This window comes from Terrihabitans soli (assembly GCF_014191545.1).
GTDB lineage: Bacteria > Pseudomonadota > Alphaproteobacteria > Rhizobiales > Methylopilaceae > Flaviflagellibacter > Flaviflagellibacter soli.
The window spans coordinates 2,602,322-2,629,011 of record NZ_AP023361.1 but is presented as its reverse complement, the minus strand read 5'-3'; the positions used below and the strand labels follow the sequence as shown (position 1 = coordinate 2,629,011).

The following is a 26,690-nucleotide window of genomic DNA, read 5'->3' as shown; positions in this document are numbered from 1 at the left end:
CAGCGCAGGGAAGGTTCCGGGTGCTGACTGCAGCCATATCCGTCCTCTCGGCGGCGATCTGGATTTATCTGATCGTTGCGCGCGGCGCCTTCTGGCGCGCGGCGGAGCGCGACACGCGCTTTGCGCCCGATCATCTTCCCGAGCCGTCATCCTGGCCGCGCGTCATTGCCGTCGTTCCGGCGCGCAACGAGGCCGATGTCATCGTGGAAGCCGTGGGCTCCTTGCTCGCGCAGTCCTATCCGGGGCAATTCGACGTCGTGCTCGTCGACGATCAATCCAATGACGGCACCGGCGATGCGGCGATGAACGAAGCCGTCAAACTTACAGCGATGGATCGTCTCACCATTCTGCGCGGCACCGAGCCGCCTTCGGGCTGGACCGGAAAACTGAACGCCATGGCGACGGGCGTGCGCGCCGTCGAAGCCCGTGGCGCCCCCGATTACATCCTCTTCACCGATGCCGATATCGCCTATCGCGATCCAAATGCACTGCGCCGTCTCGTGCGCGGGGCGCTGGCGAAGAACACCGTACTGACCTCGCTGATGGTCAAGCTGCGCTGCGATTCCTTGTCGGAAAAGCTGCTCATTCCGGCTTTCGTCTTCTTCTTCCAGAAGCTCTACCCCTTCGCCTGGGTGAACAATCCGGCGAACAAGGTCGCGGCCGCGGCCGGCGGCTGCATGCTGGTGAAATACGAAGCGCTTCAGAAGGCCGGCGGCGTTGCGGCGATCCGCGGTGCGCTGATCGACGATTGCGCCATGGGTGCGCTTTTGAAGACGCAGGGTGCGGTTTTCCTCGGCCTGACCGAAGCCGTCGAGAGCATCCGGCCCTATGACGATTTCAACCATATCCGCCGCATGGTCTCGCGTTCGGCCTATTCGCAGCTCGATTACAATCCGCTGAAACTGTTGGGCTCCGTCCTCGGCATGGCGCTGACCTATATCGCGCCGCCTTATCTTGCGCTGTTTGCCGAGGGCTGGCCGGGGCTTCTCGGCGCAGCCGTATGGGCGGTGATGGCGCTGTCCTTCCAGCCGATCCTTCGTCTTTACAAGCGCTCGCCCATGTGGGGCGTTGCTCTGCCCGTCATCGCGCTGCTCTATCTCGGCTTTACCATTGATAGCGCGGTGCAGCATTGGCTCGGCCGCGGCGGCGCCTGGAAAGGCCGCTATCAGGCGGCGGCCGGAGGCGGCGCATGACGACCGCAACCGATACGCTCTCCGGCAAGGGCCATACCGACGAGAATTTCCCCGTCGCGTCCAAGCTGATCCGCGCGGAAAACCGTCCCCCGATCTTGGTTTTCTATAATTTCGTCCGCGCCGGTGATGATGTCGCCGACAATAACTACACGACACCCGAAAAGAAGATCGAACTTCTCGACGGGCTCGCGGCTTCGCTGACCGGAGAGGGGCCGTCCGATCCCTTGGCCGAACCGCTGAAAGTCCAGCTGGCGGAACGAAAGCTCTCGCCGCGTCATGCACTCGATCTGCTCGATGCGTTTCGTCTCGATGCGAAGAAAAGCCGTTACGCGGATTTCTCGGAACTGATGGCCTATTGCGCGCTGTCGGCGATGCCCGTCGGCCGTTTCGTGCTCGATGTGCATGGCGAAGACCCGAAAACGACCTGGCCGCCGTCCGATGCGATTTGCGCCGCTTTGCAGATCATCAACCATCTTCAGGACTGCGGTAAGGACTTTAAGACCCTCGATCGCGTCTATCTGCCCGATGACATCATGCGGAAACACGGTGCGCGCTATGAGGACCTCGGCGGCGATAAGGCAACGCCCGAGCTTCTGGCAGTCATCCGCGAACTGGCCGTCCGCTGCGAAGAGCTTCTGAACGAAGGAAAATCTTTGATCGTGGCGATTTCCGATACGCGCCTGGCGCTCGAAATCTCGGCGATTCACCGCCTGGCCGTCACCCTGACGGCGGGCCTGAAAGTACGCGATCCGTTAAGCGAAAAAGTGCACTTCTCGAAGGCCGGTTTTGCAGCGACCGCCCTGGCCTCGGCCGCTGGCACGCTGCTTGTACGGCTGTTCCGCTCGGCCAGGGCCGGCTCGATCTGGGGAGAGGCGCGATGAGCGCGGCTGAAGAGACTGTAGCGACCCACGAGGCCAAGGCCTCGGGCTCCTCTTTCTATATCGCCATGAAAATCCTCCCTCAGGAGAAGCGGGACGCGATGTACGCGATCTACCGCTTCTGCCGGGAAGTCGACGATATCGCCGATGAGGGCGGCACTGAGGAGGAAAAGCGGGCCGGGCTGAACCAGTGGCGGGCCGATATCAACGCCCTGTTCCGCGCGGCCCCTGCGGGGCAGGCGGGCTTCCTGCTCGGTCCCACCAAGGAATATGGTCTTAGGCGCGAGGATTTTCATGCGGTCATCGACGGCATGGAAATGGATGTCGGCCAGCCTGTGATCGCTCCGGACTGGAAAACCCTTGATTTGTATGTAGATAGAGTGGCCTGCGCAGTCGGCCGCCTGTCATCCAGGGTATTCGGCCTCGATTCGGCGACGGGCGATGCCCTGTCTCATCATCTTGGCCGCGCCCTTCAATTGACCAATATCTTGCGCGACCTTGATGAAGACGCGGCGATAGGACGCCTTTATCTTCCGAGGGAAGAATTGGAGAAAGCAAAGGTTGCGGCCGATCTTTCCGATCCGGCCGCCGTTCTTGCCGATCCGGCGCTCGACGCCGTCTGCCGCATCGTCGCGGCGCGGGCGGAAGCGCATTTCGGCGAGGCCGACGAAATCATGGCGGATGCCCCCCGCGATGCGGTCAAGGCGCCCCGCCTGATGGGCGCGGCCTATCACAGCGTTCTGAAGCGCCTGATGGCGCAGGGCTGGGCGGCGCCGCGCAAGCGGGTGCGCGTGAACAAGATCGGTCTTGTCGGCGCCTATCTGAGATACGGAGTCTTTTGAGATGGCAGGCACGGTTCATATTGTCGGTGCGGGTCTCGGCGGTCTGTCCGCGGCGGTGGATCTCACGGACGCCGGCTACAAGGACATCCGCTTCTATGAAGCCGCGAAAGCGGCGGGCGGCCGCTGCCGCTCCTTCGTCGACACGGTTTTGAACATCACCGTCGACAACGGCTCGCATCTTCTCCTGTCCGGCAATTGGGCCGCCGTCCGCTATCTGAAGAAGATCGACGGGCTTAAAGAGATGACCCAGTGCGAGGCGGAAATTCCCTTCGCCGATCTCGCTTCCGGCGAGCGCTGGACGCTGCGTCCGAATTCGAGCCGCGTGCCGTGGTGGATTCTCGACACCAAGCGCCGCGTGCCGGGTTCGAAGCCCACCGATTATCTTGCGCCGCTTGGGCTTCTGCGCGCCATCAACCAGTCGAAGCTCGTCGGCGAGGTGATGAACACCAAGACCTCGCTCTATGAGCGTCTGTGGCGTCCGGTGATGCTGGCTGCGCTGAATGTCGAGCCGGCGGAAGCCGATGCGCAGATGGCGATCACGCTGTTCAAGGAAACTTTTGGCGGCGGCGGCGCCGCCTGCAAACCGATCATCGCCCATCAGGGCATGTCCTCGGCCTATATCGATCCGGCCATCAAATATCTGACGGCGCGCGGCGCGAGCTTCTCGTATGGACGCACGCTGCGCGGCGTCGATTACGACGGCCAGCGCGCTGCGGCGCTGGATTTCGGCGACGAGAAGATTGTCGTCGGTCCGGACGATATCGTCATTCTCGCCGCCCCGCCGGTTGTTGCCCGATCCTATGTGCCGGGTCTGATTACGCCGGAAAAGTTCAAGGCGATCGTCAACGTCCATTTCAAGATTGCGCCGCCCGCCGGCCATCCGATGTATCTAGGCGTCGTCAACTCGATCACCGAATGGCTCTTCTCCTATGAGGACCATATGTCGGTGACGATCTCGGCTGCCGACGAATGGATGCATCACGACCGCGAAGATCTTGCCCGCAAGGTCTGGGCGGAAGTCTCGAAGATCACGGGCCTGCCGGAAGAACTGCCGCCGTGGCAGATCAACCGCGAACGCCGCGCGACCTTCGCCGCCATTCCGAGCGAAGCGAAGAAGCGCCCGGGTCCGAAAACCCAGTTCGGCAATCTCTTCCTCGCCGGCGACTGGACCGCGACGGGCCTGCCGGCCTGCATGGAAGGCGCCGTGCGTTCCGGCAATGCCGCGGCGCGCGCCGTTCTCGAAACAGCGCAGGCGACGTCCGGCGCGGCCGCGTGAGGTGGCCGCATTGAACGACGCGACGCCCCTCCGCAATCTGTCCGGTATCCCGCTCGACGAGCTCGATCGCCGCATCGCGTCTGCGACGGACGGCGTGCTGTCGTACCGCAAGCCTGACGGTCATTTCTGCTTCGAGCTCGAAGCCGATGCGACGATCCCGTCCGAATATGTGCTGATGCGCCATTACCGCGGCGAGCCGGTCGCGGCCGAACTCGAGCGCAAGATCGCGATTTATCTTCGCCGCATCCAGGGCGCGCATGGCGGCTGGCCGCTCTTCCACAACGGCGCCTTCGATATTTCCGCCAGCGTGAAGGCCTATTTCGCGCTGAAGATGATCGGTGACGACATCAACGCGCCTCATATGGAACGCGCCCGCGAGGCGATCCTCGCTTACGGCGGCGCGGCCAAGAGCAACGTCTTCACCCGCATTCTTCTCGCGCTGTACGGCCAGGTGCCGTGGGCCGCAGTCCCGACCATGCCGGTCGAAATCATGCTCCTGCCGAAATGGTTTCCATTCCATCTCGACAAGGTGTCGTACTGGGCGCGCACCGTCATGGTGCCGCTTTTCGTGCTGATGCTAAAAAAGCCGCTGGCAAAAAACGCCAAGAAGATCGGCATCGCCGAACTCTTCGTCGAACCGCCTTTCGAGATGAAGACGTGGTCCTTCGGCGGCGCGCACCAGAAATGGTACTGGAAGAAGTTCTTCATCTCGCTCGACAAGGTGCTGAAGTTCGTCGTGCCCTATTTCCCGAAAGGGCCGCAGGAGCGCGCGATCGCAAAGGCCGTCGCGTTTGTCGATGAGCGTCTGAACGGCGAAGACGGCCTCGGCGCCATCTTCCCGGCCATGGTCAATGCGCTGGAAATGTACGATGTGCTCGGCGTTCCGGCGGACGATCCACGCGTCGTCATTGCACGCAAATCCATCGAGAAGCTGCTCGTCGTCAAAGATCACGAAGCTTACTGCCAGCCCTGTCTCTCGCCGATCTGGGATACCTCGCTCGTCAGCCATGCGCTGCTCGAAGCCGGAAGCCCGGAAGCGGAGAAGGCGGCGCATGTCGCGCTCGACTGGCTGAAGCCGCATCAGATTTTGGACGTGAAGGGCGATTGGGCGGCGGCGCGTCCGGATGTGCGTCCGGGCGGCTGGGCGTTCCAGTATGCGAACCCGCATTACCCGGATGTCGACGACACCGCTGTCGTCGTCATGGGCATGGACCGCGTGAAGGGCCGCGTTGCGGGCACCGATTACGATGCCGGCATCGAGCGCGCGCGCGAATGGATTCACGGTCTGCAGTCCGATGACGGCGGCTGGGGCGCTTTCGACGCCGACAACAAATATTACTACCTCAACCACATTCCCTTCGCCGATCACGGCGCGCTGCTCGATCCGCCGACCTCGGATGTCTCGGCGCGCTGCGTGTCGATGCTTGCCCAGCTCGGTGAGACGATCGAGACGAGCGAGGTTCTGAAGCGCGGCGTCGATTATCTGATCGCCGAGCAGGAGAATGACGGTTCCTGGTTCGGCCGCTGGGGCGTCAACTATGTCTACGGCACCTGGTCGTCGATGTGCGCTCTGAACGCCGCGGGCGTGCAGCATGACGCGCCGGTCATGCGCCGCGGCGTTGACTGGCTTGTGTCCATACAGAACCCGGACGGCGGCTGGGGCGAGGACTGCGACAGCTATAAGCTGGACTATAAGGGCTATGAGCCCGCGCCGTCGGTCGCGTCCCAGACGGCCTGGGCGATCCTGGCTCTCCAGGCGGCCGGCGAGAACGACCATCCGGCTGTGGCCCGGGGCGTTGCGTGGCTGGCAGAGACCCAGCGGGACGAAGACGGCCTGTGGCCGGAAGAGTTCTTCACAGGCGGCGGCTTCCCGCGCGTCTTCTATCTGCGCTATCACGGCTATGCGAAATTCTTTCCGCTGTGGGCTATGGCGCGCTACCGCAATCTGAAACAGGGCAACAGCCCGGCCACCCAGTTCGGCATGTAACGGCATGCCCGTGCTGGTCGTTACCGGCGTCGCCCGCGAAGCAAAGCTCGCGGCCGGACCCGGCGTTGTGACGGTCTGCAGCGGCGGCTCGCCGGAGCGTCTGCGGACGCTCCTGGCGCGTCAGGACCCGAGGGGCATCACCGCCGTCATCAGCTTCGGCATTGCCGGTGGCCTCAACCCCGCGCTCGAGACCGGCCATGTCGTCGTGGCCGATGCGATCATCTCTCCCGATTTCCGCCGGATGACCGACCGCTCGCTGGCCGATGCCCTGATCCGGGCGCTGTCGGAAGTCGCCCGTGTAAAGCTGCTCCGTGCGACCGTTGCCGGCGCCGAAATCGCGCTCGTCGATCCCCGATCAAAAAGCGCGGCCCGCGCCCAGACGGGCGCGGCCGTCGTCGATATGGAATCGCATATCGCCTCCGACTACGCGGACGCGCATGAGCTGCCGTTCGGCGCGGTGCGCGTCGTCTGCGATCCGGCCTCGGATAGCCTGCCGCCGCTCGTCAATGAAGCGCTGAACGAGGACGGCTCGATCTCCTACAAAGGCGTCTTCCGCAGCCTCAGCCGCGAGCCCGAACAGATCCTTGATCTTCTGAAGCTTGCCCGTACCTCGCACACCGCCTTCGGCGTTCTCGGGCGGGCCGGCAAAGTGCTGAAAGCCGCCTTCGCCAAGGCGTGAGCGAAGCGGGCTTTACGAAAACGCGCATCCAAACAATACTGAGGACACTCTCAGGTCGAACTCGGCGGCACTGCAATGCTGACGTCGAAAGAGAACGCGTTCTTGCGATCGCAGCGGCTGACGCCCAACGACGTCTACGACGGGCGAGGGGAATCGCAACTCGAACGTGGCGAGCACGCCAAAGCGGCAGGCAAATCCATTGTATTGGCAGCGGCTTGCATGCGTGGACACCGTCTCCGCACGCTGCATGGACATTGCGTGCAGTGCGATATCTCAAAGCTTGCCGATCAGAAGCGATTTTCGACGGCCGGTCTCGTCTACATCGCAGGCTCGCTGTCCAAAGAGCTGATCCGCATCGGCTTTTCGACCGATCCCGATCAGCGGGACAGCAAATTGCTGTTTCAATCCTATGGCGGGGCGGCGGACTGGGCGCTGCTCTATTCGGCCAATGTCGACGATGCGGGCCGGATAGAGGACATGGCGCGGCGGCGGCTGAAAGCGTTTCGCGCCACCGCTGAAGAGATCGGCGAGGGCGCCGAGGAAGCAACCGACCTCCTCAAGACGACCTTCACCCGCGCCCACAGGGCGCTGGCGGACGCGATCGGCGCCGGTCGCTGCGACAAGGTCTTCCGGGCCCGCAACCGCGCCAAATACGATTTCGCCAAATAAAAAAGCCCGGCTCGAAGCCGGGCTTTTCAATTTCGATCGGGCGCCGGTTAGGCGGCGGACGACACGTTCGAGGTCGGAACCGACGGCTTGCCCGTGACCGGATCGGGCGTGCGCATCAGATCCTGATGGTCCTCGTCGTCGACCGAGGTCGACTTGTTGTTCGTCTTGATCGTCTCAAGCTGCTGCGCGACGTTGCGCGAGAAGACGTATTCGGCGGGACGCTGATTGGTCAGCGGGATTTCCGGCGCCATCGGGCCGGTCGTCTTGATGCCGAACAGCGAGACCATCGCCGCCTTCCACGGACGGCGGATCGTGTCGCGCACGGCCGACGCTTCGAAGCCCGAATGGACCATGCAGTCGGCGCACTTTTCGTAATTGCCGACGCCGTAATTGTCCCAGTTCGTGTCTTCCATCAGCTCCTTGAAGGTCTTTGCATAGCCTTCGCCGAGGAGGTAGCAGGGCTTCTGCCAGCCGAATACGGTGCGGGTCGGATTGCCCCACGGCGTGCACGAATAGCTCTGATTGCCCGCGAGAAAGTCGAGGAACATGGTCGACTGGTTGAACTGCCAGCCTTTGCCCTTGGCCTTCGCGAAGACCGTGCGGAAGATGTTCTTCGTCGTCTGGCGGTTCAGGAAGTGCTTCTGGTCCGGCGCGCGCTCGTAAGCGTAGCCGGGCGACACCGTCATGCCGTCGACGCCGAGCGCGGTCACTTCGTCGAAGAAGGTCGCAACACGCTCCGGATCGGCATTCTGGAAGAAGGTGCAGTTGATGGTGACGCGGAAGCCGCGGCGCTTGGCTTCTTTGAGCGCAGCCACGGCCTTGTCGTAGATGCCGTTACGGCACACCGACTTGTCGTGCATTTCCTTGTCGCCATCGAGATGGATCGACCAGGTGAAGTACGGGCTCGGCTCGTATTCATCCATCTTCTTTTCGAGCAGGATCGCGTTGGTGCAGACGATGGCGTATTTCTTCTTCGCCATGATGCCGCGCACGATCTGCGGAAGCTCTTTGTGGATCAGCGGCTCGCCGCCGGCGATCACGACGACCGGCGCACCGCATTCGTCGACCGCGTCCATCGCATCTTCATAGGAGATGCGCTTGTTCAGAATCTCATCGGGATAATCGATCTTGCCGCAGCCCGCGCATGCAAGATTGCAGCGGAACAGGGGCTCCATCATCAGCACGAGGGGGTAGCGCTTGGTGCCGGACAGCTCTTTCTTTACGATATAGCTGCCGACGTCGATGATCTGTTTCAGCGGGATGCCCACAAGCGGCTCCTTCCTAAACCTATGCGCTTTTAGCGCTGTCCTTGGATGACCAGCACCGGCCGCAGACCGGTCTGGATGCTCGGCAGGAAGCCGAGACTGGGATGAGCGTCGCCCCCACGCGGACTCAACCCTCTACGTATACAAAATCCATCATGCCAGACCTGTGCCAGAGGGGGTGAGATCGCATTCCGCGACCAGTTGCCCCACCACTGCGTATTGGTCTGTTCTCCGTCTCGATCGGTTCGAAATTTTCGACCGCTTCAAAACAAAGAAATCCTGCTTGGACAACAGGATTTCAGCCCCATGGTTATAGCCGGAAATATGGCACGAGAGAGATCGTCCTCTTAGGAGAAAGATCAGGCCAAATAGTACAAAACGGGAAGGTGTGGCAAAACTGCCATGTTTTGAAAGGCTTGGATCGTTAATTCGAAACGGCCCAAGACCCTGATGGGATTTTTACTGAGCGTTGGCCGATTTAGCCTTCTTCGCTCCATACATCTGAAGCTGCATATCGATCCGATTCTCCTGCCCCGCGAGTACGGCGACCTGGGCATCGGCGAAGGTTGGGATCATCTTTTCCAGAGCGTTGTTGCTGAGAGCGACCGGCTCCTTGGGCATTCCAAGGAAGTTCTCGTCACGCTGGCCGTTCTTGTTGACGTCCTGGTGGCTGCCGAAAGCGTAAGAGCCGGCCGGAATGTTCTGGAAGACGAATTCGAGGGTCTCGGCCGTCGAATCCTGTTTGCCGCCGACGGGGCAGTGATCGCCGCCAAGGCCGGTATCGCAGATGCCGACGCTGACCGAGCCTTTGCCGACCTCGACGCCATGGACGGTAATAATAACCGTCGCGGTCGAGCCCGCAGTCTGAGCCGATGCGGCCTGGGCAGCCAGCAAGAAGACGCCGAAGGCGAAGAGAAACCGCTTCATCTCTATTCCCCGCAAAGACAAGCTAGTTCTGCGACTTAACCCCGGCTTCATGTCGAAAGCTTGGCAGCTCGCGTTTACCGTCGCTTTTATTCGTCGGGGCGTGCCGGTCGATGAGCCAGGCCATTTCCTCACGCAGCGCCTCCTCGACCGGGCGCGGCTCATAGCCGAGCTCGCGGCGGGCCTTCGAACTGTCGAAGGGCGCGGAGCGCAGAGCAAGGAGCACGCCTTCGCGCGTCGCCGGCGGCTCTTTCTTGGTCACCCGGGAAATAAGATCGCCCACAATTCCGGCGGTCAGTGCAATGCTGCCCGGGATCGTGCGCTTTGGCATTTTGCGTCCGGACTCCCGTTCGAGGAGTTTCAGCAGCTCGCGCAAAGCGACGTTCTCGCCGCCGAGAATATAGCGTTCCCCGGCGCGGCCTTTGTCGCCCGCCAGCACAATGCCCTGCGCCACATCGCGCACATCGACGAGATTGAGCATGCAATCGAGGAAGAAGGGCGTGCCGCCCTTCAGGAACAGCGCCATCATCATCGCCGGCGGCGTCATGTTCGCATCGCCCGCGCCGACCGGAACGGTCGGATTGACGACGACGAGATCGGCGCCGGCGCGCGCCGCCTGCAAGGCTGCCTGCTCGCCGAGATATTTCGAGCGCGTATAGGGGCCGGGCAGATCCTTCAGCGGCAGGACGTGATCTTCGCTGACCGCATGGCCGTTACGGCGGCGCGGCAGAAGGATCGATTCCGTCGAGCAATGGACGATACGCGGCGTGCCCTTGCGGATCGCCGCGCCGATCACGGTCTCGGCGCCGCGGCGGTTGATGTCGTCGAAATTCTTGCGCTTTGAGGTCCACAGATGGGCGATGCCGGCGATGTGGTACAGACGATCGATCCCGTCGAGCGCGTCTTCGACGCCGGCCGGATCGAGGATCGACGTGCGGCGGTATTCGACGCCGTCGGCAAAGCGCGGCGGCTCGCAGATATCGATGACGCGGACTTCGTCGCCGCGCCGGGCGAGTTCTTCCACGAGATGGCGGCCTACAAATCCGCAGCCGCCGGTCACCAGAACTTTTGCCATGTCTTCCCGAGCCTGTCCTTACGCTTTCTTTTTACGGGAAGCTTTGACGGGCGCGGCTTCCAGCTCTTCTGCAATCACGCCGGGCCGGTGCAGGGCGATCATGCCCGCAGGCAGCACGACGAGACAGACGATCACCACAAGAAGGATCGAGAGCCCCAGCAGAAGACCCATGCTGTATAGCCCCTGATGGTGGGAAATGGCGAGTGTGGCGAAGGCTGCAACCGTGTTCAGCTGGGCCACCAGAACCGCCAGAGAGGTCGACGTATCGAGGACGTCGAGCCGGTCTTTCAGCTTTTTGCCTTTGTTTTCATGGGCCAATTCGCGTGCACGGACGACGATATGCACGCTGCCCGCGACACCGAGGCCGATCAGCAGCGGGATGACGATAACGTTGGCAAAGTTAAAGGGCAGGTCGAGCAGGGCCGCGGCACCCACCGTCCAGATCGAGGCGACCGCGAGCGGGGCAAGGATCAGGAGCACATCGGACAGCCGGCGCCGCAGGAAGGCGACGATGAGCGCGATCGCGATGACGGTGTAAACGATCGCTTCGGCGAACGACCACTGAATGGCATTGCCCGCGCCTGTGATGCTGGCCGGAACGCCGGTCGCCGTCGGCTCGACGGCGGAGATTTTGTTGGCGAAGTCTTCAAGAGCTTCCGGCGAGCCGATATCGCTGTCCGGCTGAATCTGAAGACGCAGGCGGCCATTGGCCGTTACCCAGTCGTCGCGCACTTCCGCCGGGAGGTCGGCGAGCGTCACGACTTTCGGCGACAGGCGCGAGCGCAGGCCGTCGACGATGTCGGTCTGCGAGCCGACAAAAGCTTCCTGCAGGACCTGCAGAGCTTCCGGCTCGCTGCCCTTCTTCTCCGCGAACTCTTTCATGCCGTCGCGGAAGGCTTCCGCCGCGGTCTTGAGATCAGAGCCTTCGGGCGCGGTGTCGGCGGCGCGTTCGGATGCGGCAAGGATGCTCGCGAACGCCTGGCGCAGTTGCGCATCGTTCGGTGCCGGGCGCGGTTCACCCGTCATGAAGGCCGGGCCGAGTGTGCGGGCCGCACGCTCGATCGCCTGAATCTTCGGTTCCTGATCCTGGGGCAGGAAATCGTTTGCGGTCGCGACCTTCTTCACGCCGGGAATGACTTCGAGCTTTTTGATGCGCGCCGCGGCATCGGCCTGATCGGCGGCGACGACATTCAGCGAATAGGGCGAGGTCGCCGGATCCTTGGCAAGATCGCGATAGGCGACGACCGGCGGCGCCTTCGGATCCTGCAAATTAAGGGGGTTTACGTCGACCCGGGCATCCTTCGCCGCATAAAGCGCGCCGACCGTGACGAGAGCGGAGACGACGAGGATCGCCATATGGTGACGCTTGATGAAGGCGCCGACGCCGATATTGTAACTACCCCATTTCGGCACTTTCGGCGGCATGACGGACATCAGCGCCGGCTGCAGCGTGAACGTCACGACAAACGCGACGACCATGCCGAGCGCCGAAATGATGCCGAACTCGGCAAGGCCGGTATAGGTCGTCGGCACGAAGGACAGGAAGGCGAGCGCCGCGCACAGCGTCGAGAGACCGATGGAGGGCGCTTCCTCCATCATCGACGCCTTCAGCGCACCCTCAAAGGGCAAGCCGTTTTTGCGTTCTTCGAGGAAGCGAAGGCCCATATGCGTGCCGAAGTCGACGCCGAGGCCGAAGAACAGCACCATGAAGGCGATCGAGATGAGATTGAGATTGCCGACGAAAAGAGCAGCAAGCCCCGTCGTCCAGACGCCGCCGATCACGAGCACGATGAGGAGCGTCACGATCAGCCGGCCCGAACGGATGCCGATGATGAGGCTGAGCGCGACGAGAATGAAGGACAGGCTGGACGCGGCGACCGCGCCCTTGAAGGCATCGTTCAGTTCCTGCTGGCGCAGCGACGGATCGCCCGTGACCTGCACCTTGATGCCCTGGGTTTCTTCCTCGAGCACTCCTTTGATCTCTTCGTTGAGCGCGTTGAGGGCGGGGCCGGCGCGGTCGAGCGAGGTGTTGTCGAGGAGGGGCTTGGCGAGGACGAAACGGCGGGTGCCCGGCCGCGATCCGGGGCGCTCGAAATTGAGGACCGAGACCCAGTCGACCGTCTGTTCCTCGTCATTGGCCCGGGCCGTGGCCGTCTCGCCGAGCTGGGTGTAGAGGCGGGTCGCCTGTTCGCTGTTCCGGGACGAGGCCTGGTCCGAGACGGTATCGGCAACGCCCCTAAGGCTGGGGTCGCGGGCAAAGGAGGTCAGGAGATCCTTCGCGCCGGTGATCTGGCCGAGCAGGTTCTGGAGCTTGTCGGGGGCGAGGTACAGAAGGCCGTTATTGGTAAAAAACTCTGCAGTTCCAGGTACTTCGACGTCGGAGAACAGCTCCGGGCGGGCCTTCAGGCGGACCGCAAGATTGTCGGCTGCGCTGTCGGCATCGGCCCCTGTGGGGCCGTCGATGATGACGAGGGAGCTTTCTTTCTTGGGAAAGTCCTTCCGGTATTCGGCGTCATGCTGCTTGAAGGGCAGGGAATGGGCCAGGACGTTGTCGGTCGAGGTATCGACCCCGAGCTTGGTCGAATACCAGCCGGCGAGCACCGTGATGGCCGCGCTGACGCCAATAACGAGCCAGGGCCGCCGCGCGCACAGCGTCGCGGTGGTCAAAAGAATGCGCTCGCCCAATTTCCGCATTTGCGCTACTCCGCCAGACCGGGGTGGGGGATTAGAATTAATGTTATGAAGGGGCTGGTATTGCCATCACATTGGCCATTCAGCCAAGTTGCCCGCGAGCCAGATGCCCGCGCGGGCCCCTCTGGGACCCAATTGTGTCTACCATTGGGCCAAGATGATCCGAAAGGTGTGAGGACTTGAAACTAGCGGACTTTGCGACGCAGCTCACCGACGCGGCCAAAACGGTCGATAAGGTCATGCTGGACCTGTTTGGCGAAAAGACTCTTCCGGGCGAGATTCTCCGCCCGGCGCGCGTCACTGACAGCATGACCTATGCGGCGCTGGCCGGCGGCAAGAGGCTGAGGCCCTTCCTTGTTATAGAGACGGCCAAGCTGTTCGGCAAAGAGGGTGAGGGCGTCCTGCGCGCCGCCGCCGCCATCGAATGCGTACATTGCTACAGCCTCGTCCATGACGATCTGCCGGCGATGGACAATGACGATATGCGCCGCGGCAAACCGACGACGCACAAGAAATATGATGAAGCGACGGCGATCCTCGCCGGCGATGCGCTTCTGACCTACGCCTTCGACATTCTCGCCGACGAGCCGACCTCGGCCGATCCTCTGGTCCGCGTGTCGCTGGTCAAAACGCTCGCCCGCGCCTCAGGCCTCGGCGGCATGGTCGGCGGTCAGCTTCTCGATCTCGAGGCCGAAGGCCGCTTCCATCCGGACGGCAAGCCGCTTCAGCTCGACGACAAGCAGATCCTGCGTCTTCAGGCGATGAAGACCGGCGCGCTGCTGATGGCGGGTGTCGATATGGGCGCGATCATCGGCGGCGCCAGCAAAGCCGAACGCGAACAGCTCGGCCGCTATGGTCGCGCACTCGGCCAGGCTTTCCAGATCGCTGACGACCTGTTGGACGAAGAGGCCGATGCCGCGACGGTCGGCAAAGCGACCGGCAAAGACGCGGCGATGGGCAAGGGCACGCTTGTGCGGCTCTGGGGCAAGGACGCAGCGAGGAAGCGCCTCGGCGATCTCGTCCATGAAGCCGAAGGCGCGCTTGAGGGCTTCGGCGAAAAGGCGGCAACGCTGCGCGAAGCCGCGCGTTTCGTCGCCAACAGAGACCGGTAATTCTTAAATCCTGCGCTGGGCGATCAGCGCAGGATTAAACCGGCACTTTCCAGATCTGCTCGGCATATTCGGCGATCGTCCTGTCGGACGAGAACCACGCCATATTGGCGATGTTGACGATGGCCGCGCGGGTCCATTTTTCCGGCTGGTTCCACAATTCGTCGACGCGCCGCTGTGCGGCCCAGTACGAGTCGAAATCGTCGGTCAGCATGTAACGGTCCTGGCTGCGCAGCCCGTCGATGATCGGCTTGAAGCGGTTCGGATCGTCGGGCGAAAAGACGCCGCCGCCGATCGCATCCAGCACCTGCCGCAGCATCGGCGAGGCAGCGATATTGTCGGTGGCCGTCGGCGCGCCGGCGCGCTTTCTCTCTTCGACTTCGGCAGCGGTGAGCCCGAAGATGAAGATGTTGTCGTCGCCGACATTGTCCTTGATCTCGATATTGGCGCCGTCGAGCGTGCCGATGGTCAGTGCGCCGTTCAGCGCAAGCTTCATATTGCCGGTGCCCGACGCTTCCATGCCGGCGGTCGAAATCTGCTCGGAGAGATCGGCGGCAGGAATGATCTTCTCCGCCAGCGACACATTGTAGTTCGGCAGGAAGACGACTTTCAGCTTGCCCTGAACGCTCGGATCGTTGTTGACGGTCTTGGCGATATCGTTGGCGAGTTTAATGATGAGCTTTGCCGCGACATAGCTCGCGGCAGCCTTGCCGGCGAAAATCTTGACGCGCGGTGCCCAGTCCGCCGTGGGGTTCGAGCGGATCGCATCATAAAGAGCGACGGTTTCGAGCAGATTGAGAAGCTGGCGCTTATACTCGTGCTGACGCTTGATCTGCACGTCGAACAGCGAATCCGCTTCCACACGGAAGCCAAGGCGGTCGGTGACGATCTTGCACAGCACGACTTTGTTGGCTCGTTTGATCTTGGCGATGCGCTGCTGCAGCGCCGGATCGTCGGCATGCTCTTCGAGCCGCTTGATGAGTTCAGGCTTGTCGAGAACTTCCTCGCCGCAGACCTCGCAGAGAAGTTTCGTCAGCCCCGGATTGGATTGCTGCAGCCAGCGGCGGAAGGTGATGCCGTTGGTTTTGTTCTGGATGCGGCCGGGGTAGACGCGGTTGAGATCGCGGAAGGTCGTTTCCTTCATCAGATCGGTGTGCAGCGCCGAAACGCCGTTGATCGTGTGCGACCCGATGAAGGCAAGCTGGCCCATGCGCAGCCGCCGTCCGTCGCGCTCGTCGATGATCGAGACGGAAGACAGAAGCTCCGGCTCGTTCGGGAAATTCTTCTTCGTCGCTTCGAGATGCAGATTGTTGATGAAGTAGATGATCTGCAGATGCCGCGGCAAAAGCCGCTCGAACAGCGGTAGCGGCCAGGTTTCCAGCGCTTCCGGCAGCAGCGTGTGATTGGTGTAGGAGAACGTGCTCGATGTGATGCGCCAGGCTTCGTCCCAGCGCAGATTGTGATCGTCCAGCAGGATGCGCATCATCTCGGCGATAGCGACTGCCGGATGCGTGTCGTTGAGCTGGATCGCCGCGCGGTCGGGCAGCGAGTAAAGATCGCCGTAAATGCGGATGTGGCGGTTGATGAGATCCTGCAGCGAGGCGGAGACGAAGAAATATTCCTGCCTGAGGCGCAGCTCCTGGCCGGCGGCCGTCTCATCGCTCGGATAGAGAACTTTCGAGATCGCCGCCGAGCGCGCCTGATCGGACAGGGCGCCGACATGGTCGCCTTTGTTGAAGAGCGACAGCGCAATCGGATCCGCGGCGCGCGCCGACCACAGGCGCAGCGGGTTCACATTGGAACCGCGCCAGCCGACGATTGGCGTATCATACGCCACGGCATGTACGACTTCGCTCGGATGCCAGATGAAGCGCGGGACGTTGTTGACCGTTTTCGTTTCGACCGAGCCGCCGAAACGGATGTCGTAAGTGACGTCGGAGCGCAGAAACTCCCAAGGCGTGCCGTTCTCCAGCCAGGTCTCCGGAAATTCCTGCTGCCAGCCGTCCTTGATGACCTGGCGGAAAAGCCCGTGATCGTAGCGGATGCCGTAGCCGTAAGCGGGGATGCCGAGCGTTGCCATGCTTTCCATGAAGCAGGCGGCGAGACGGCCGAGACCGCCATTGCCGAGCGCGGCATCGGGTTCGGCTTCGCGCACGCGTTCGATATCGACGCCGAGATCGCCGAGCGCGGCGCGGAAAATGTCGTAGAGCTCGAAATTATAGAGAACGTCGGTGAGCTGCCGGCCGATCAGGAATTCGAGGGAGAGATAATAGACGCGCTTTTTGCCGTCGGCCTTGCTGGCCCTTTTACCGCCGAGGAAGCGGTGGGTGACGCGGTCGCGGGCCGCGAGAGCGGTCGCCACGAACCAGTCGCGATCAGTCGCGTAACCGGGGTCCTTGCCGACCGAAAGGGTCATTTTGGCAATGATGGCGGCTTTGGCCTCGGCAATGGCCTGTTCGTAGTCCGATGTGCCGGCCGTGTTGGTCTGCAGCATTGCGCTCCCTTGCAACCACCATGTCGGGCGAAAGGCTCAAACGCTGCCTTCCATACCCATCTTTCCCGTTTCAGTCTCCTGAAACAAGCAATCGCCATGCCGTATCAAGAGGATCAGAGATGCAGTGAACGCAGTCTCAATGCGTTCCCGATAACGCTAACCGATGACAGGGCCATGGCCGCTGCCGCGATGACCGGCGAAAGGACAACGCCGAAGAGCGGATATAGGGCGCCGGCGGCGATGGGTATGCCTGCGGCATTATAAACAAACGCAAAAAACAGGTTCTGCCGGATATTGGCCATGGCGGCCTCCGACAGGCGCCGCGCCTTGACGATTCCGGCAAGATCGCCGCCGAGAAGCGTGATTCCGGCGCTTTCGATGGCGACATCGGTGCCGGTACCCATGGCAATGCCGACATCGGCCTCGGCAAGCGCGGGCGCATCGTTGACGCCGTCGCCGGCCATGGCCGTCACGCGGCCTTTGTCGCGGAACTCGCGAACAATGCGGCTCTTCTGATCCGGCAGAACCTCCGCGCGCACTTCGTCGATCCCGAGCTTGCTTGCCACGGCTTTGGCGGTCGTCTGGTTGTCGCCGGTTAGCATGACGATGTGCAGACCCTGAGCGCGCAGATCTTTCAGCGCGGTGGGCGTCGTCGCTTTCACCGGGTCGGCAATCGCGAGTATCCCTGCCGGACGGCCATCGATAGCGATAAAGATCGCCGTCGCGCCCTCACGGCGCAGCGCATCGGCTTCTTCGGCCAGCGGTGCCGTATCGACATTTCCTTCTTTGAGAAATGCCGCATGGCCGATGGCGACGGATTTTCCGCCGACCGTACCGAGCGCGCCTTTGCCGACGGGCGAATCGAACCCCTGAACATCGGACAGCGCGAGTTTGCGGTCGGAGGCGGCTTTGACGATGGCGGAGGCGAGCGGGTGTTCGCTCGCGCGCTCAACGCTTGCGGCAAGCCGAAGGATTTCGTTTTCGTCGAAGCCCTCAATGGTGCGGATGGCGATGACGGCAGGCTTGCCTTCGGTCAGCGTGCCGGTCTTGTCGATCAGGAGCGTGTCGACTTTTTCAAGACGCTCGAGTGCCGCGGCGTTCTTGATCAGTACGCCGGCGCGTGCGCCGCGGCCGACGCCGACCATGACCGACATCGGCGTCGCAAGTCCGAGGGCGCAGGGGCAAGCGATGATGAGCACGGCCACGGCTGCAACAAGCCCGTAGGCAAAGCGCGGCTCGGGCCCGAACACGGCCCAGGTGGCAAAGGCGATGAGCGCGGCGAGAATGACGGCAGGCACAAACCAGCCCGCAACCTGATCGGCGAGGCGCTGGATCGGCGCGCGGCTGCGCTGTGCTTCCGATACGAGCTGCACGATGCGCGCGAGAACCGTGTCGCGGCCGACATGTTCGGCCTTGAGAACAAGCGCGCCGGTCTGGTTCAACGTGCCGCCGATGACGCGCATGCCGATCTCTTTCGTCACGGGCATGCTTTCTCCGGTGACGAGCGATTCATCGAGCGACGATCTTCCCTCGGTGACGACGCCGTCGACCGGCACTTTCTCGCCCGGCCTGACGCGCAGAAGATCGCCCGCGGCGATCCGGTCGAGCGCGACATCTTCATCGGTGCCATCGCTGCGGATGCGGCGCGCGGTTTTCGGCGCAAGATCGAGCAGAGCTCGGATCGCGCCGCCCGTGGCTTCCCGGGCGCGCAATTCGAGAATCTGGCCGAGAAGAACCAGAACCGTAATGACGGCGGCGGCTTCAAAATAAACGCCGACTTCGCCGTGATGGCCGCGGAACGTGTCCGGAAAAACACCGGGGACAAAGGTCGCGACAGTCGAGTAGATCCAGGCGACGCCGGTGCCCATCGCGATCAGCGTAAACATGTTGAGATTGCGCGAGACGAGCGAGGCCCGGGCCCGCTGAAAGAACGGAAAGCCCGCCCAGGCAACAACCGGTGTTGCGAGCGCGAACTGAACGAGGCTCGAGGTCTGCGGATCGAGAAGCCGAAGTCCGAACAGATGCGAGCCCATTTCCAGCACGAAAACGGGCAGCGTCAGCACAAGCCCGGTCCAAAATCGCCGTGTGAAATCGATCAGTTCATGATTGGGCTCGGCGTCCGCCGTGATCTCCAGCGGCTCGAGCGCCATGCCGCAGATCGGGCAGGAGCCGGGACCTTCATGCCGGATCTCCGGATGCATCGGGCAGGTATAGATCGCGCCCGGACGCACCGGCTCGGCCTCGCGCGGCGAGAGATATTTTTCGGGATCTGATTCGAACTTCGCCTTGCAGCCCGCTGAGCAGAAATAATAAGGGCGGCCGTGGTGCTCTGTCCGGTGCCTGGCGGTGTGCGGATCCACGTCCATGCCGCAGACCGGGTCTTTCACCGTGTCGGCCTGTGGTTTCGTCGCGTGGCCGCTGCAGCAGGAGGAATGGGCGTTATGATCGTGGCTGTGCATCTCTTTACCGGCGGGTATGTCCGTCCCGCCGCAAACATGGTGTTTGCCCCAAGGGTAAGGTCAAGACGGCGCGCCACGGCATAAAGCCGCCTTGGCGGAGCGTGTCCATGGTTTAGATCAAGGAGCGGGAAGGAGACCACCTATGCTTAAATATGTCTTCGCACTCAGTCTTGCCATGACGGGTACTGCTTTCGCTCAAGATCACGGCGCCCATGGCGGCCATGCGGCGCCTGTGGGCGATCCGGCCTATGCGGCGCAGATGAAAGCGCATGAAAAAATGAGCGTCGATATGGGCGCGGTGAAGCCCTCGGGCAATCCGGATGTCGACTTCGTCCGCATGATGATCCCGCACCATCAGGGCGCGATCGATATGGCCGAGGCCGAGCTGAAATTCGGCAAGGACGAAAGCCGCAAGGCGCTCGCCCGCCAGATCATCGAGGCGCAGACGAAGGAGATCGCCGAGATGAAGGACTGGCTCGCCAAAAACGCCAAATAGAGGCCGGATAAATAAAACCGCGCGAAACGCGGGTGAAACACTGGCGAAATGCGCGGCGCTTACACCCGCGCACCATGAACGACTCAAAATATAAGAAGCGCCTTGCCGAGGACCTTCCCGGCTGGCGCGACAAGGGCTGGATCACCAAAGACGGCGAGGCGGCCATTCTGGCCTCGCTTCCGGCTGGTCACGCGCCGGGCTTTGGCCTTGCGGCGGTGGTCGCCGTCCTCGGCACCTTGCTCATCGGTTTCGGCATCTTCGCCTTTGTCGGGGCGAACTGGGACTACATGCCGAGATTCTTCCGCTTCCTGCTTCTCGTCGCGCTGATCGGCGCGGCCTATGGCGGCGGCGCTTTCCTGCAGAGCCGCAATCTGCCGCGTTTTGCCGATGCGGCTGTGCTGCTCGGCGGATTTGCGTTCGCCGCCGGCATCGCCCTTGTCGGCCAGACCTATCATATGGCCGGCGAATTTGCGGATGCGATCCTGCTCTGGCTGGTCGGCGCGCTGGCGGCCGCTCTGCTCACACGCTCCGTCTCAGGCACCGTGCTGGCGCTCGCGGGCGCGGTCTACTGGACCTGGGTCGTCACGGTTGAAAGCAAGATCGGTCCGCATTTCGGCGGTCTTCTTGCCGTTCTCATCGGCGGCTCGATTGCCGTCTGGCTCGACAGCCGGATGGCGCGCGTTGCCGCCATTCTTGCCCTCGGCTTCTGGATCGTCGTGACCACCATGCATCTCGGCTCGGCCTATAACTGGCCCGCGCAGGGCTATATGGCGATGCTCGCCTGCATCGCGCTGACCGTATGGACGGCGGGTCTTGCGATGACGACGCTGCCGAAAGACAAAGCCCCGCGCACCATCAAGATGGGGCACGATCTCCTGACGCCGGCGCTCGGCGGCTTCATACTCGCCGCGGGTTTCCTGCAGGTCGCGCTTGAGTTCTCGTCGGGCAGCGACAACACGGTCTGGATCGGCATTGCCGTAGCGTCCCTTGTCGCGGCGCTCGTTCTCGCCGGACTGGCCCAGCAGCGCGGTGCTCTGCGCTTTGTCGATGTCGCGGCGGTCGCCGCGCTCGGCGGCGCCGTGATCTGCATCGGCCTCTGGAACGATGCGGACGATTTCGGCGGCCGCCTTGCCGCCGGCACGGTCGTCATTCTCGGCGCCCTGTGGTGGATATCGCTCGGCCATGCCGGCCACCCCATCGGCAACAAGCTCGGCCTGTTTGCCTTCGGTGCTGAGGTTCTCTACCTCTATGCGGTGACGCTCGGCAGCCTCATCGACACGGCTCTTGCCTTCCTCGTCGGCGGCGTCCTCTTCATTGCGCTCGCCTTCCTTCTCTTCCGTCTCGATAAGCGGCTCGCAGTAAAGACCGCGGGAGCTGCAGCATGATCCGCCGCACATCGCTTGTGGGCTTTGCCATCGCCTTTGCCGTTCAGGCGGGTCTTCTCGGCTATATGCTCGTCGCGCGCGCCTCGCAGCTCGCCAACGGCACGGAAGTGCGGCTCAACGTGATCCCGGTCGATCCGCGCGATTTTCTGCGCGGCGATTACGTGATCCTGTCCTATCCGATGTCGCAGCTCGATCTCGCCGAGCTCGGCGGCGACAGCGATTTTGATTATTCGACGCCGGTTTATGTCGAACTTGCGCAGGACGGTGAGGTCTACAAACCCGTCGGCGTGTGGCGCGAAAAGCCGGAAGGCAAAATCGCGGTCCGCGGCGACATCTCGTACTGGTCGACGCCCTCGGGCTGCGAGAAGGACTGCAGCGTCCTCTCGGTCGATTACAATCTCGAGAAATTCTTCGTGCCGGAAGGCGAGGGGCTCGAACTCGAAACGCTCCGCAACGACCAGCGCATCCAGGTCGATGTCGCGGTGTCCGACAACGGACGCGCGGCGCTGAAGCGCCTGCGCGTCGATGGCGAAGTCAAATACGAAGAGACGATGTTCTGATCAGGACTCTAGCTTTGCATCAAGCGTGATGTCGGCATTGAGAAGTTTCGACACCGGGCATCCGGCTTTGGCCTTGCCGGCAAGTTCCTGAAACTTCGCATCGTCCGCGCCGGGAACTTTGGCGCGCAATGTCAGATGCACGGCGGTGATGGCAAAGCCGTCCTCGACTTTTTCCAGCGTCACTTCGGCTTTCGTTTCCATGCGCTCGGCGGTGAGCTTGGCCTCGCCGAGGATCAGAGACAGCGCCATGGTGAAACAGCCCGCATGGGCTGCGCCGATCAGTTCTTCGGGGTTGGTGCCGGGCTTGCCCTCGAAGCGGCTGGCAAAGCCATAGGGATAGTCTTTGAGCGCGCCGCTTTTCGTAGAGATGGCGCCTTTGCCGTCTTTAATCCCGCCTGACCAGACGGCAGATCCTTCGGTCTTGCTCATATTGGAGACTCCTATGCGCCACCCCATGGAATGGCACATAGGGACCGGGATGCGGTTCTTCTAGTCGTCGGAGAGATCGACGCCTTCGAAGGGATGACGGCCGAGCGGGTCCATCTTGTAGTTCTGGACATTTTTACGCGTTGCCGTGAAGACGACCGAATGGGCGATCGGCACCCAGGGCGCCTCGCGCTTCACGATCTCCTGCGCCTTGCGGTACAGCTTTTCGCGCTCGGTGCGATCGGACGTCGCCTTCGCCCTGGTGATGAGCTCGTCGTAGTCCTTGTCGCACCATTTGGCGACATTGTTGCCGCCGATGCGCGCTGCGGTGCAGCCGAGAAGCACGTTGAGGAAATTATCCGGATCGCCGTTGTCGCCGGTCCAGCCGAACAGCGCCATGGGCGCTTCGCCCTGCTGCAGCTTCGAGCGGTATTCGTCCCACGGATAGGTGACGAGATTGAGCTTGATGCCGATCTTTGCGAGATCGATCTGGATGAGTTCGGCGACGCGCTTGCCGTCGGGATTGTAGGCACGGCTCACCGGCATGTACCAGAGATCGGTCTCGAACCCGCCGGAAAGCCCCGCCTCCGCCATCAGCTTGCGGGCGCCTTCGATATCGTAAGGATAGTCTTTGATGTCGTCATTATAGGACCACATGGTCGGCGGGATCGGGTTTTTCGCGATCACGCCGGCACCGCGATAGACCGCTTCCATGATCGAGGCCTTGTCGATCGCCATGTTGATGGCGCGGCGCACTTTGAGATTGTCGAGCGGCGGCTTCGTCACATTGAGCGACATATAGCCGATGTTAAGTCCTTCTTGGCTCAGCAGCTTCAAATTCGGTTCGGTCTTGATGGCCTCGACATCATGCGGGTCGGGGAACGCCATGACATGGCATTCGCCTGCTTTGAGTTTTGTGAGGCGAACGCCCGCATGCGGCGTAATCGAAAACACAAGCGTTGAGATCGGCTGGACGCCCGCCCAATAGTCCGGATTGGCTTTGTAGCGGATCGAAACGTCCTTCTGATACGAGACAAACTGGAACGGGCCGGTGCCGACGGGTTCCGTGTCGAGCTTTTCCGGCGTTCCGGCTTTCAGCATCTGATCGGCATATTCCGCCGAATGGACGACATTGAAGTCCATCGCGAGATTGGCGAGGAACGGCGCTTCGGCGCGCGTCAGTACGATCTTGACCGTCATATCGTCGATCTTCTCGATGCCCTTCAGGATTTCGGGCATGCCGATATCCTTGAAGTAATCGTATTTCGCGCCGGAGATATTGTGGAAGGGATGATCCATCTTCCACTGGCGCTCGAGCGAGAAAATCACGTCATCGGCATTGACCGTGCGTGTCGGCTTGAACACGGCGTTGGAATGAAACTTCACGCCCTCGCGCAGATGGAACACATATTCCGTGCCGTCGGCCGAAATCTCCCAGGTCTTGGCGAGCGAGGGTTTGATGACCGTCGTGCCCGGTTCGAACTCGACGAGATTGTTGAAGATCGGGCGGCCGGCATTCATGCCGGTGGTCGTCGTGACGATCTGCGGATTGATCGCTTCCGGATTTCCTTCCGAGCAGAAGACGAGGGTCTTTGCGTTGGCGGAGAAAGTCAGCGCCGCAAAAAGCGCGGCAGTGCACAGCGATGTTTTCAGCATAATCTGTCTCACGCGGTTGCGAAGTGTTTCTGGGGCGCGGCATCAGCCACGCTTTTCGGAAGGTCGATAATGAAGGTCGTGCCTTTGCCGACATCGCTTTCGAGATCGATGCGGCCCTGAAGGCTGTTGGTCACGAGATTGTAGACGATGTGAAGGCCAAGGCCCGTCGAGCCGTGCGCGCGTCCCGTGGTGAAGAAGGGCTCGAAAATGCGCTCGTGATTTTCCGGCGGAATGCCGCGGCCGTCGTCCTTGAAGGTCATGCGCAGCCAGCCGCTCCGCTGCTCTTCGACGCGCAGCACCATATGGCCCGCCTGATCCTCGTCATAAGCATGCGAGACGGCGTTCATCACGAGATTGGTGACGACCTGCGCCAGCGCGCCGGGATAGGTGTCCATTGTCAGGCCTTCCCGGCATTCGATCTTCACTTCATGGCCGGTCTTGCGCAGCACGGGGCCGAGCGAGGTCAGAAGTTCGTTGAGCCAGCTGTCGAGCGGGAAGGTGCGCCGTTCGCCGCTCGTCTGATCCACGGCAACTTGTTTGAACGAATAAACGAGTTCGGCGGCGCGGTTGAGATTGGTCTGCAGAAGCTGCGTGCCTTCCTTGATGCGGGCGACGAAGCGCTCGAATTCGGAGCGCAGGAGGCGGCCCGAGGCGGCCGCATCGCCGAACTCTTTCGCCTCGGAGCTCATCGAGGTCGCGGTCGTCAGCGCGATGCCGACCGGCGTGTTGATCTCGTGGGCGACACCGGCGACGAGCTGGCCGAGCGAAGCGAGCTTTTCATACTGAATAAGATCGTCCTGCGTCTGTCTGAGATCCGCAAGCGCGGTGTCGGCGCGTTCCTTGGCGCGCCGCAGCGCATGTTCGCGGCGGCCGATTTCGGTGACGAAGAAATTGGCGGCGCGCGCCATTTCGCCGAGTTCGTCGCGCCGGTCGCCCTCGGCAACCGGTCCCGCGAACGGATCGTTGGCGAGCTCCATCATGCGGGTCTTGAGGCTGCCGAGCGGCTGGGTAATCGAACGGGCGACAACGATCGCAAGGATGGCGCCAGCCAGAACGCCGATCGCCGCGCCGGCAATGAGTATGGAGCGCACCCAGTCCGAAATGCTGTTGGCGAACCGTGTGAAATCATCGTTCAGATCGCGCGCACGGTCGAGCAGCGAGGTCGCACTGCGGTCCATGTCCGAGATCATCTGGTTCTGCGTCGAGAGCGCGTCTTCCGTGCCCGAAAGCGCGTTGCGCCACTGATCGATCGCATCGACCATTTCCGACTGGATAAGCGGCGAGATCGGCAGGGAGGCAACGCGGCGCGAGAGATTATTGCTCTGCTGCAGAATGCGGTTGGTCTCGTCCTGGTCGCGGTCGGTGAGGGCTTTGGTCGTTGACTGTCCAAGTTTCAACGTCTCGATCGCGATGTTCTGCGTCGCCTGGTCGATCTCGTTGGCCTGAACCGAATAGGTCAGAAGCTCGGCAACTTCGTCGTGCAGTTTGCGGCGCTCGCTCGAATGCACTTTCAAAAGACGATCGGACCAGTCGGTCAGTTTTTTGCTGGCCTCGGTGGGCTTGCCGCCGCTCGCGCGGATTGCGGCGTCATAAGAGGCGACGAGCGCCGGCAGTTCTTCGGCGCTGTTGGTGCGGCCCGCCTCTTTCAGGAGTTTCGAGAGTTCGTTGGCGATCTGCATCAGGCGGGTGAGCTGGTAGTCGCCGGTCTTCTGGTCCTGCGGCGCGCGCGCGAAATGCAGCTCGACAGCATCGATGCCGGTGATGAGTTCCTGCGCCTTGTCGACGATCTCGCGTGCAAACCGCACTTTGCGGTCGCGGTCGGTCAGCGAGGCCATGATGTCCTGATTGGAGGCATGCTGGCGGGCACGGGCCTGATCGGTCAGGGCGATCAAGCTTGCCGCACGTTCGGCCATGCTGGCGGCGGCAAGATCGTTGCGGTCGGTCGCCTGTACATATTCGGCCATACGGCGCATGAACAGACTCAGCGCATCGCGGCTTTCATCGATTTTGGATTGCTGCGCGCGGTCGCCGGCAAAGGAGATCAGCGCGTTCATGTCGTTCTGCGCCTGCTGAGCAAAGCTCGCAAATTCCGACAGATGCTTGATACGCTCGTCCGGGCGCGCCTTCACATAGTCGTCGCGCGCGGCGACCGCGAGGCTCAAATTCCGGTAGAAGGCGCCGGCGAGAACCGCACCCTGGCGCGCGCGGTCGGCCTGGCCGAGCAGCATCCAGGCGGCGACCGCAATAACCGCCGCGATCGCGATCGGAATCGCGCCGACGAGAAGAATTTTCGGTCCGATACGCATGCCACCCACACCTCGGCGCGGAGCTTTGCCCGGACCGTCAGGGGTTGCAACTCCACCGGTTGAGGAACCCGTACGCGAAACGCCTTCAGCGGCCGTTTCGGCCGCCAGATCGTCGAGAAAGCTGTTTGCGAGCACCTGGTTCCCCCCGGAACGGCCGTCGATCAGACGGCCAAAAGCCCGGGCGGATACCCGGGCGGTGGACGCTCAGATGAGCGGGCGGAGGAAAGAAGGGTGGCGGGGGCCTGCTCCGGCGGGGGGGTGGGGGGGGAAGCCGGAGCAGGCTCGCCTTCATGCTTCGAGACAACGCCGGTACCGAGGGC

20 protein-coding genes are annotated in these 26,690 nt (G+C 62.3%); 11 read left to right on the top strand and 9 right to left on the bottom strand.

Features of this window, described 5'->3' with window-relative positions:
* The first annotated feature begins 20 nt into the window (after positions 1 to 20).
* The 7 genes from IZ6_RS13675 (at position 21) to IZ6_RS13645 (ending at position 7,524) form a co-directional block, all read left to right on the top strand.
* Entirely contained in the window at positions 21 to 1,193 is a 1,173-nt protein-coding gene (locus IZ6_RS13675) for a glycosyltransferase (protein WP_338054671.1), read from the top strand.
* Positions 1,190 to 2,074 carry a squalene synthase HpnC gene (hpnC, locus tag IZ6_RS13670; RefSeq protein WP_222875596.1) on the top strand — a complete coding sequence of 295 codons (885 nt, stop codon included), beginning with the start codon at positions 1,190 to 1,192 and terminating at the stop codon, positions 2,072 to 2,074. Before IZ6_RS13675 ends, hpnC begins: the two co-directional genes overlap by 4 nt.
* On the top strand, positions 2,071 to 2,913 hold the full coding sequence (hpnD, locus tag IZ6_RS13665; protein ID WP_222875595.1) for a presqualene diphosphate synthase HpnD: 843 nt from the start codon (positions 2,071 to 2,073) through the stop codon (positions 2,911 to 2,913). The genes hpnC and hpnD overlap by 4 nt, the downstream gene beginning before the upstream one ends.
* Position 2,914: 1 nt before the next feature.
* On the top strand, positions 2,915 to 4,189 hold the full coding sequence (hpnE, locus tag IZ6_RS13660; protein ID WP_222875594.1) for a hydroxysqualene dehydroxylase HpnE: 1,275 nt from the start codon (positions 2,915 to 2,917) through the stop codon (positions 4,187 to 4,189).
* Positions 4,131 to 6,176 carry a squalene--hopene cyclase gene (gene shc / locus IZ6_RS13655; protein ID WP_222875593.1) on the top strand — a complete coding sequence of 682 codons (2,046 nt, stop codon included), beginning with the start codon at positions 4,131 to 4,133 and terminating at the stop codon, positions 6,174 to 6,176. Before hpnE ends, shc begins: the two co-directional genes overlap by 59 nt.
* Before the next feature lie 4 nt (positions 6,177 to 6,180).
* Complete coding sequence (locus IZ6_RS13650; protein ID WP_222875592.1) at positions 6,181 to 6,855, top strand: phosphorylase family protein; 675 nt, start codon at positions 6,181 to 6,183, stop codon at positions 6,853 to 6,855.
* A gap of 75 nt (positions 6,856 to 6,930) precedes the next feature.
* Complete coding sequence (locus IZ6_RS13645) at positions 6,931 to 7,524, top strand: GIY-YIG nuclease family protein (RefSeq protein ID WP_222875591.1); 594 nt, start codon at positions 6,931 to 6,933, stop codon at positions 7,522 to 7,524.
* A gap of 47 nt (positions 7,525 to 7,571) precedes the next feature.
* Here the strand turns inward: IZ6_RS13645 and hpnH are convergent, their stop codons facing one another.
* The 4 genes from hpnH to IZ6_RS13625 form a co-directional block, all read right to left on the bottom strand.
* The gene (gene hpnH / locus IZ6_RS13640; RefSeq protein ID WP_222875590.1) at positions 7,572 to 8,792 is read right to left on the bottom strand and encodes an adenosyl-hopene transferase HpnH; all 1,221 of its coding nucleotides are present in this window, start codon (positions 8,790 to 8,792) and stop codon (positions 7,572 to 7,574) included.
* Positions 8,793 to 9,248: 456 nt separating this feature from the next.
* On the bottom strand, positions 9,249 to 9,716 hold the full coding sequence (locus IZ6_RS13635; protein WP_222875589.1) for a DUF2141 domain-containing protein: 468 nt from the start codon (positions 9,714 to 9,716) through the stop codon (positions 9,249 to 9,251).
* Positions 9,717 to 9,738: 22 nt separating this feature from the next.
* A complete protein-coding gene (locus IZ6_RS13630; protein WP_222875588.1) occupies positions 9,739 to 10,788 on the bottom strand; it encodes an NAD-dependent epimerase/dehydratase family protein in 1,050 nt (349 codons plus the stop codon).
* Positions 10,789 to 10,806: 18 nt separating this feature from the next.
* Positions 10,807 to 13,482, bottom strand: a complete 2,676-nt coding sequence (locus IZ6_RS13625) for an MMPL family transporter (protein ID WP_222875587.1) — start codon at positions 13,480 to 13,482, stop codon at positions 10,807 to 10,809.
* Between the two features lie 236 nt (positions 13,483 to 13,718).
* Here IZ6_RS13625 and IZ6_RS13620 point away from each other — a divergent pair, with 236 nt between their 5' ends.
* A complete protein-coding gene (locus tag IZ6_RS13620; protein ID WP_222877638.1) occupies positions 13,719 to 14,591 on the top strand; it encodes a polyprenyl synthetase family protein in 873 nt (290 codons plus the stop codon).
* Between the two features lie 34 nt (positions 14,592 to 14,625).
* Here IZ6_RS13620 and IZ6_RS13615 read toward each other — a convergent pair whose 3' ends face one another.
* Entirely contained in the window at positions 14,626 to 17,082 is a 2,457-nt protein-coding gene (locus IZ6_RS13615) for a glycogen/starch/alpha-glucan phosphorylase (RefSeq protein ID WP_222875586.1), read from the bottom strand.
* Between the two features lie 113 nt (positions 17,083 to 17,195).
* Positions 17,196 to 19,541, bottom strand: a complete 2,346-nt coding sequence (locus IZ6_RS13610; RefSeq protein WP_222875585.1) for a heavy metal translocating P-type ATPase — start codon at positions 19,539 to 19,541, stop codon at positions 17,196 to 17,198.
* 142 nt (positions 19,542 to 19,683) lie between these two features.
* Here IZ6_RS13610 and copM point away from each other — a divergent pair, with 142 nt between their 5' ends.
* From copM to IZ6_RS13595, 3 genes are all read left to right on the top strand, one after another.
* Positions 19,684 to 20,037 carry a CopM family metallochaperone gene (gene copM, locus IZ6_RS13605; protein WP_222875584.1) on the top strand — a complete coding sequence of 118 codons (354 nt, stop codon included), beginning with the start codon at positions 19,684 to 19,686 and terminating at the stop codon, positions 20,035 to 20,037.
* A 74-nt stretch (positions 20,038 to 20,111) separates the two neighbouring features.
* Positions 20,112 to 21,422 carry a DUF2157 domain-containing protein gene (locus IZ6_RS13600; RefSeq protein WP_222875583.1) on the top strand — a complete coding sequence of 437 codons (1,311 nt, stop codon included), beginning with the start codon at positions 20,112 to 20,114 and terminating at the stop codon, positions 21,420 to 21,422.
* A complete protein-coding gene (locus IZ6_RS13595) occupies positions 21,419 to 21,982 on the top strand; it encodes a GDYXXLXY domain-containing protein (protein ID WP_222875582.1) in 564 nt (187 codons plus the stop codon). The genes IZ6_RS13600 and IZ6_RS13595 overlap by 4 nt, the downstream gene beginning before the upstream one ends.
* Here IZ6_RS13595 and IZ6_RS13590 read toward each other — a convergent pair whose 3' ends face one another.
* Genes IZ6_RS13590 through IZ6_RS13580 form a run of 3 tightly spaced genes read right to left on the bottom strand, consistent with a single transcriptional unit; the run spans position 21,983 to position 26,370 of the window.
* Positions 21,983 to 22,411: an OsmC family protein gene (locus IZ6_RS13590; protein WP_222875581.1), complete on the bottom strand. Its 429-nt coding sequence runs from the start codon at positions 22,409 to 22,411 to the stop codon at positions 21,983 to 21,985.
* A gap of 60 nt (positions 22,412 to 22,471) precedes the next feature.
* Positions 22,472 to 24,064 carry an ABC transporter substrate-binding protein gene (locus IZ6_RS13585; protein ID WP_222875580.1) on the bottom strand — a complete coding sequence of 531 codons (1,593 nt, stop codon included), beginning with the start codon at positions 24,062 to 24,064 and terminating at the stop codon, positions 22,472 to 22,474.
* 8 nt (positions 24,065 to 24,072) lie between these two features.
* On the bottom strand, positions 24,073 to 26,370 hold the full coding sequence (locus tag IZ6_RS13580; RefSeq protein ID WP_222875579.1) for a sensor histidine kinase: 2,298 nt from the start codon (positions 26,368 to 26,370) through the stop codon (positions 24,073 to 24,075).
* Positions 26,371 to 26,690: the final 320 nt, after the last annotated feature.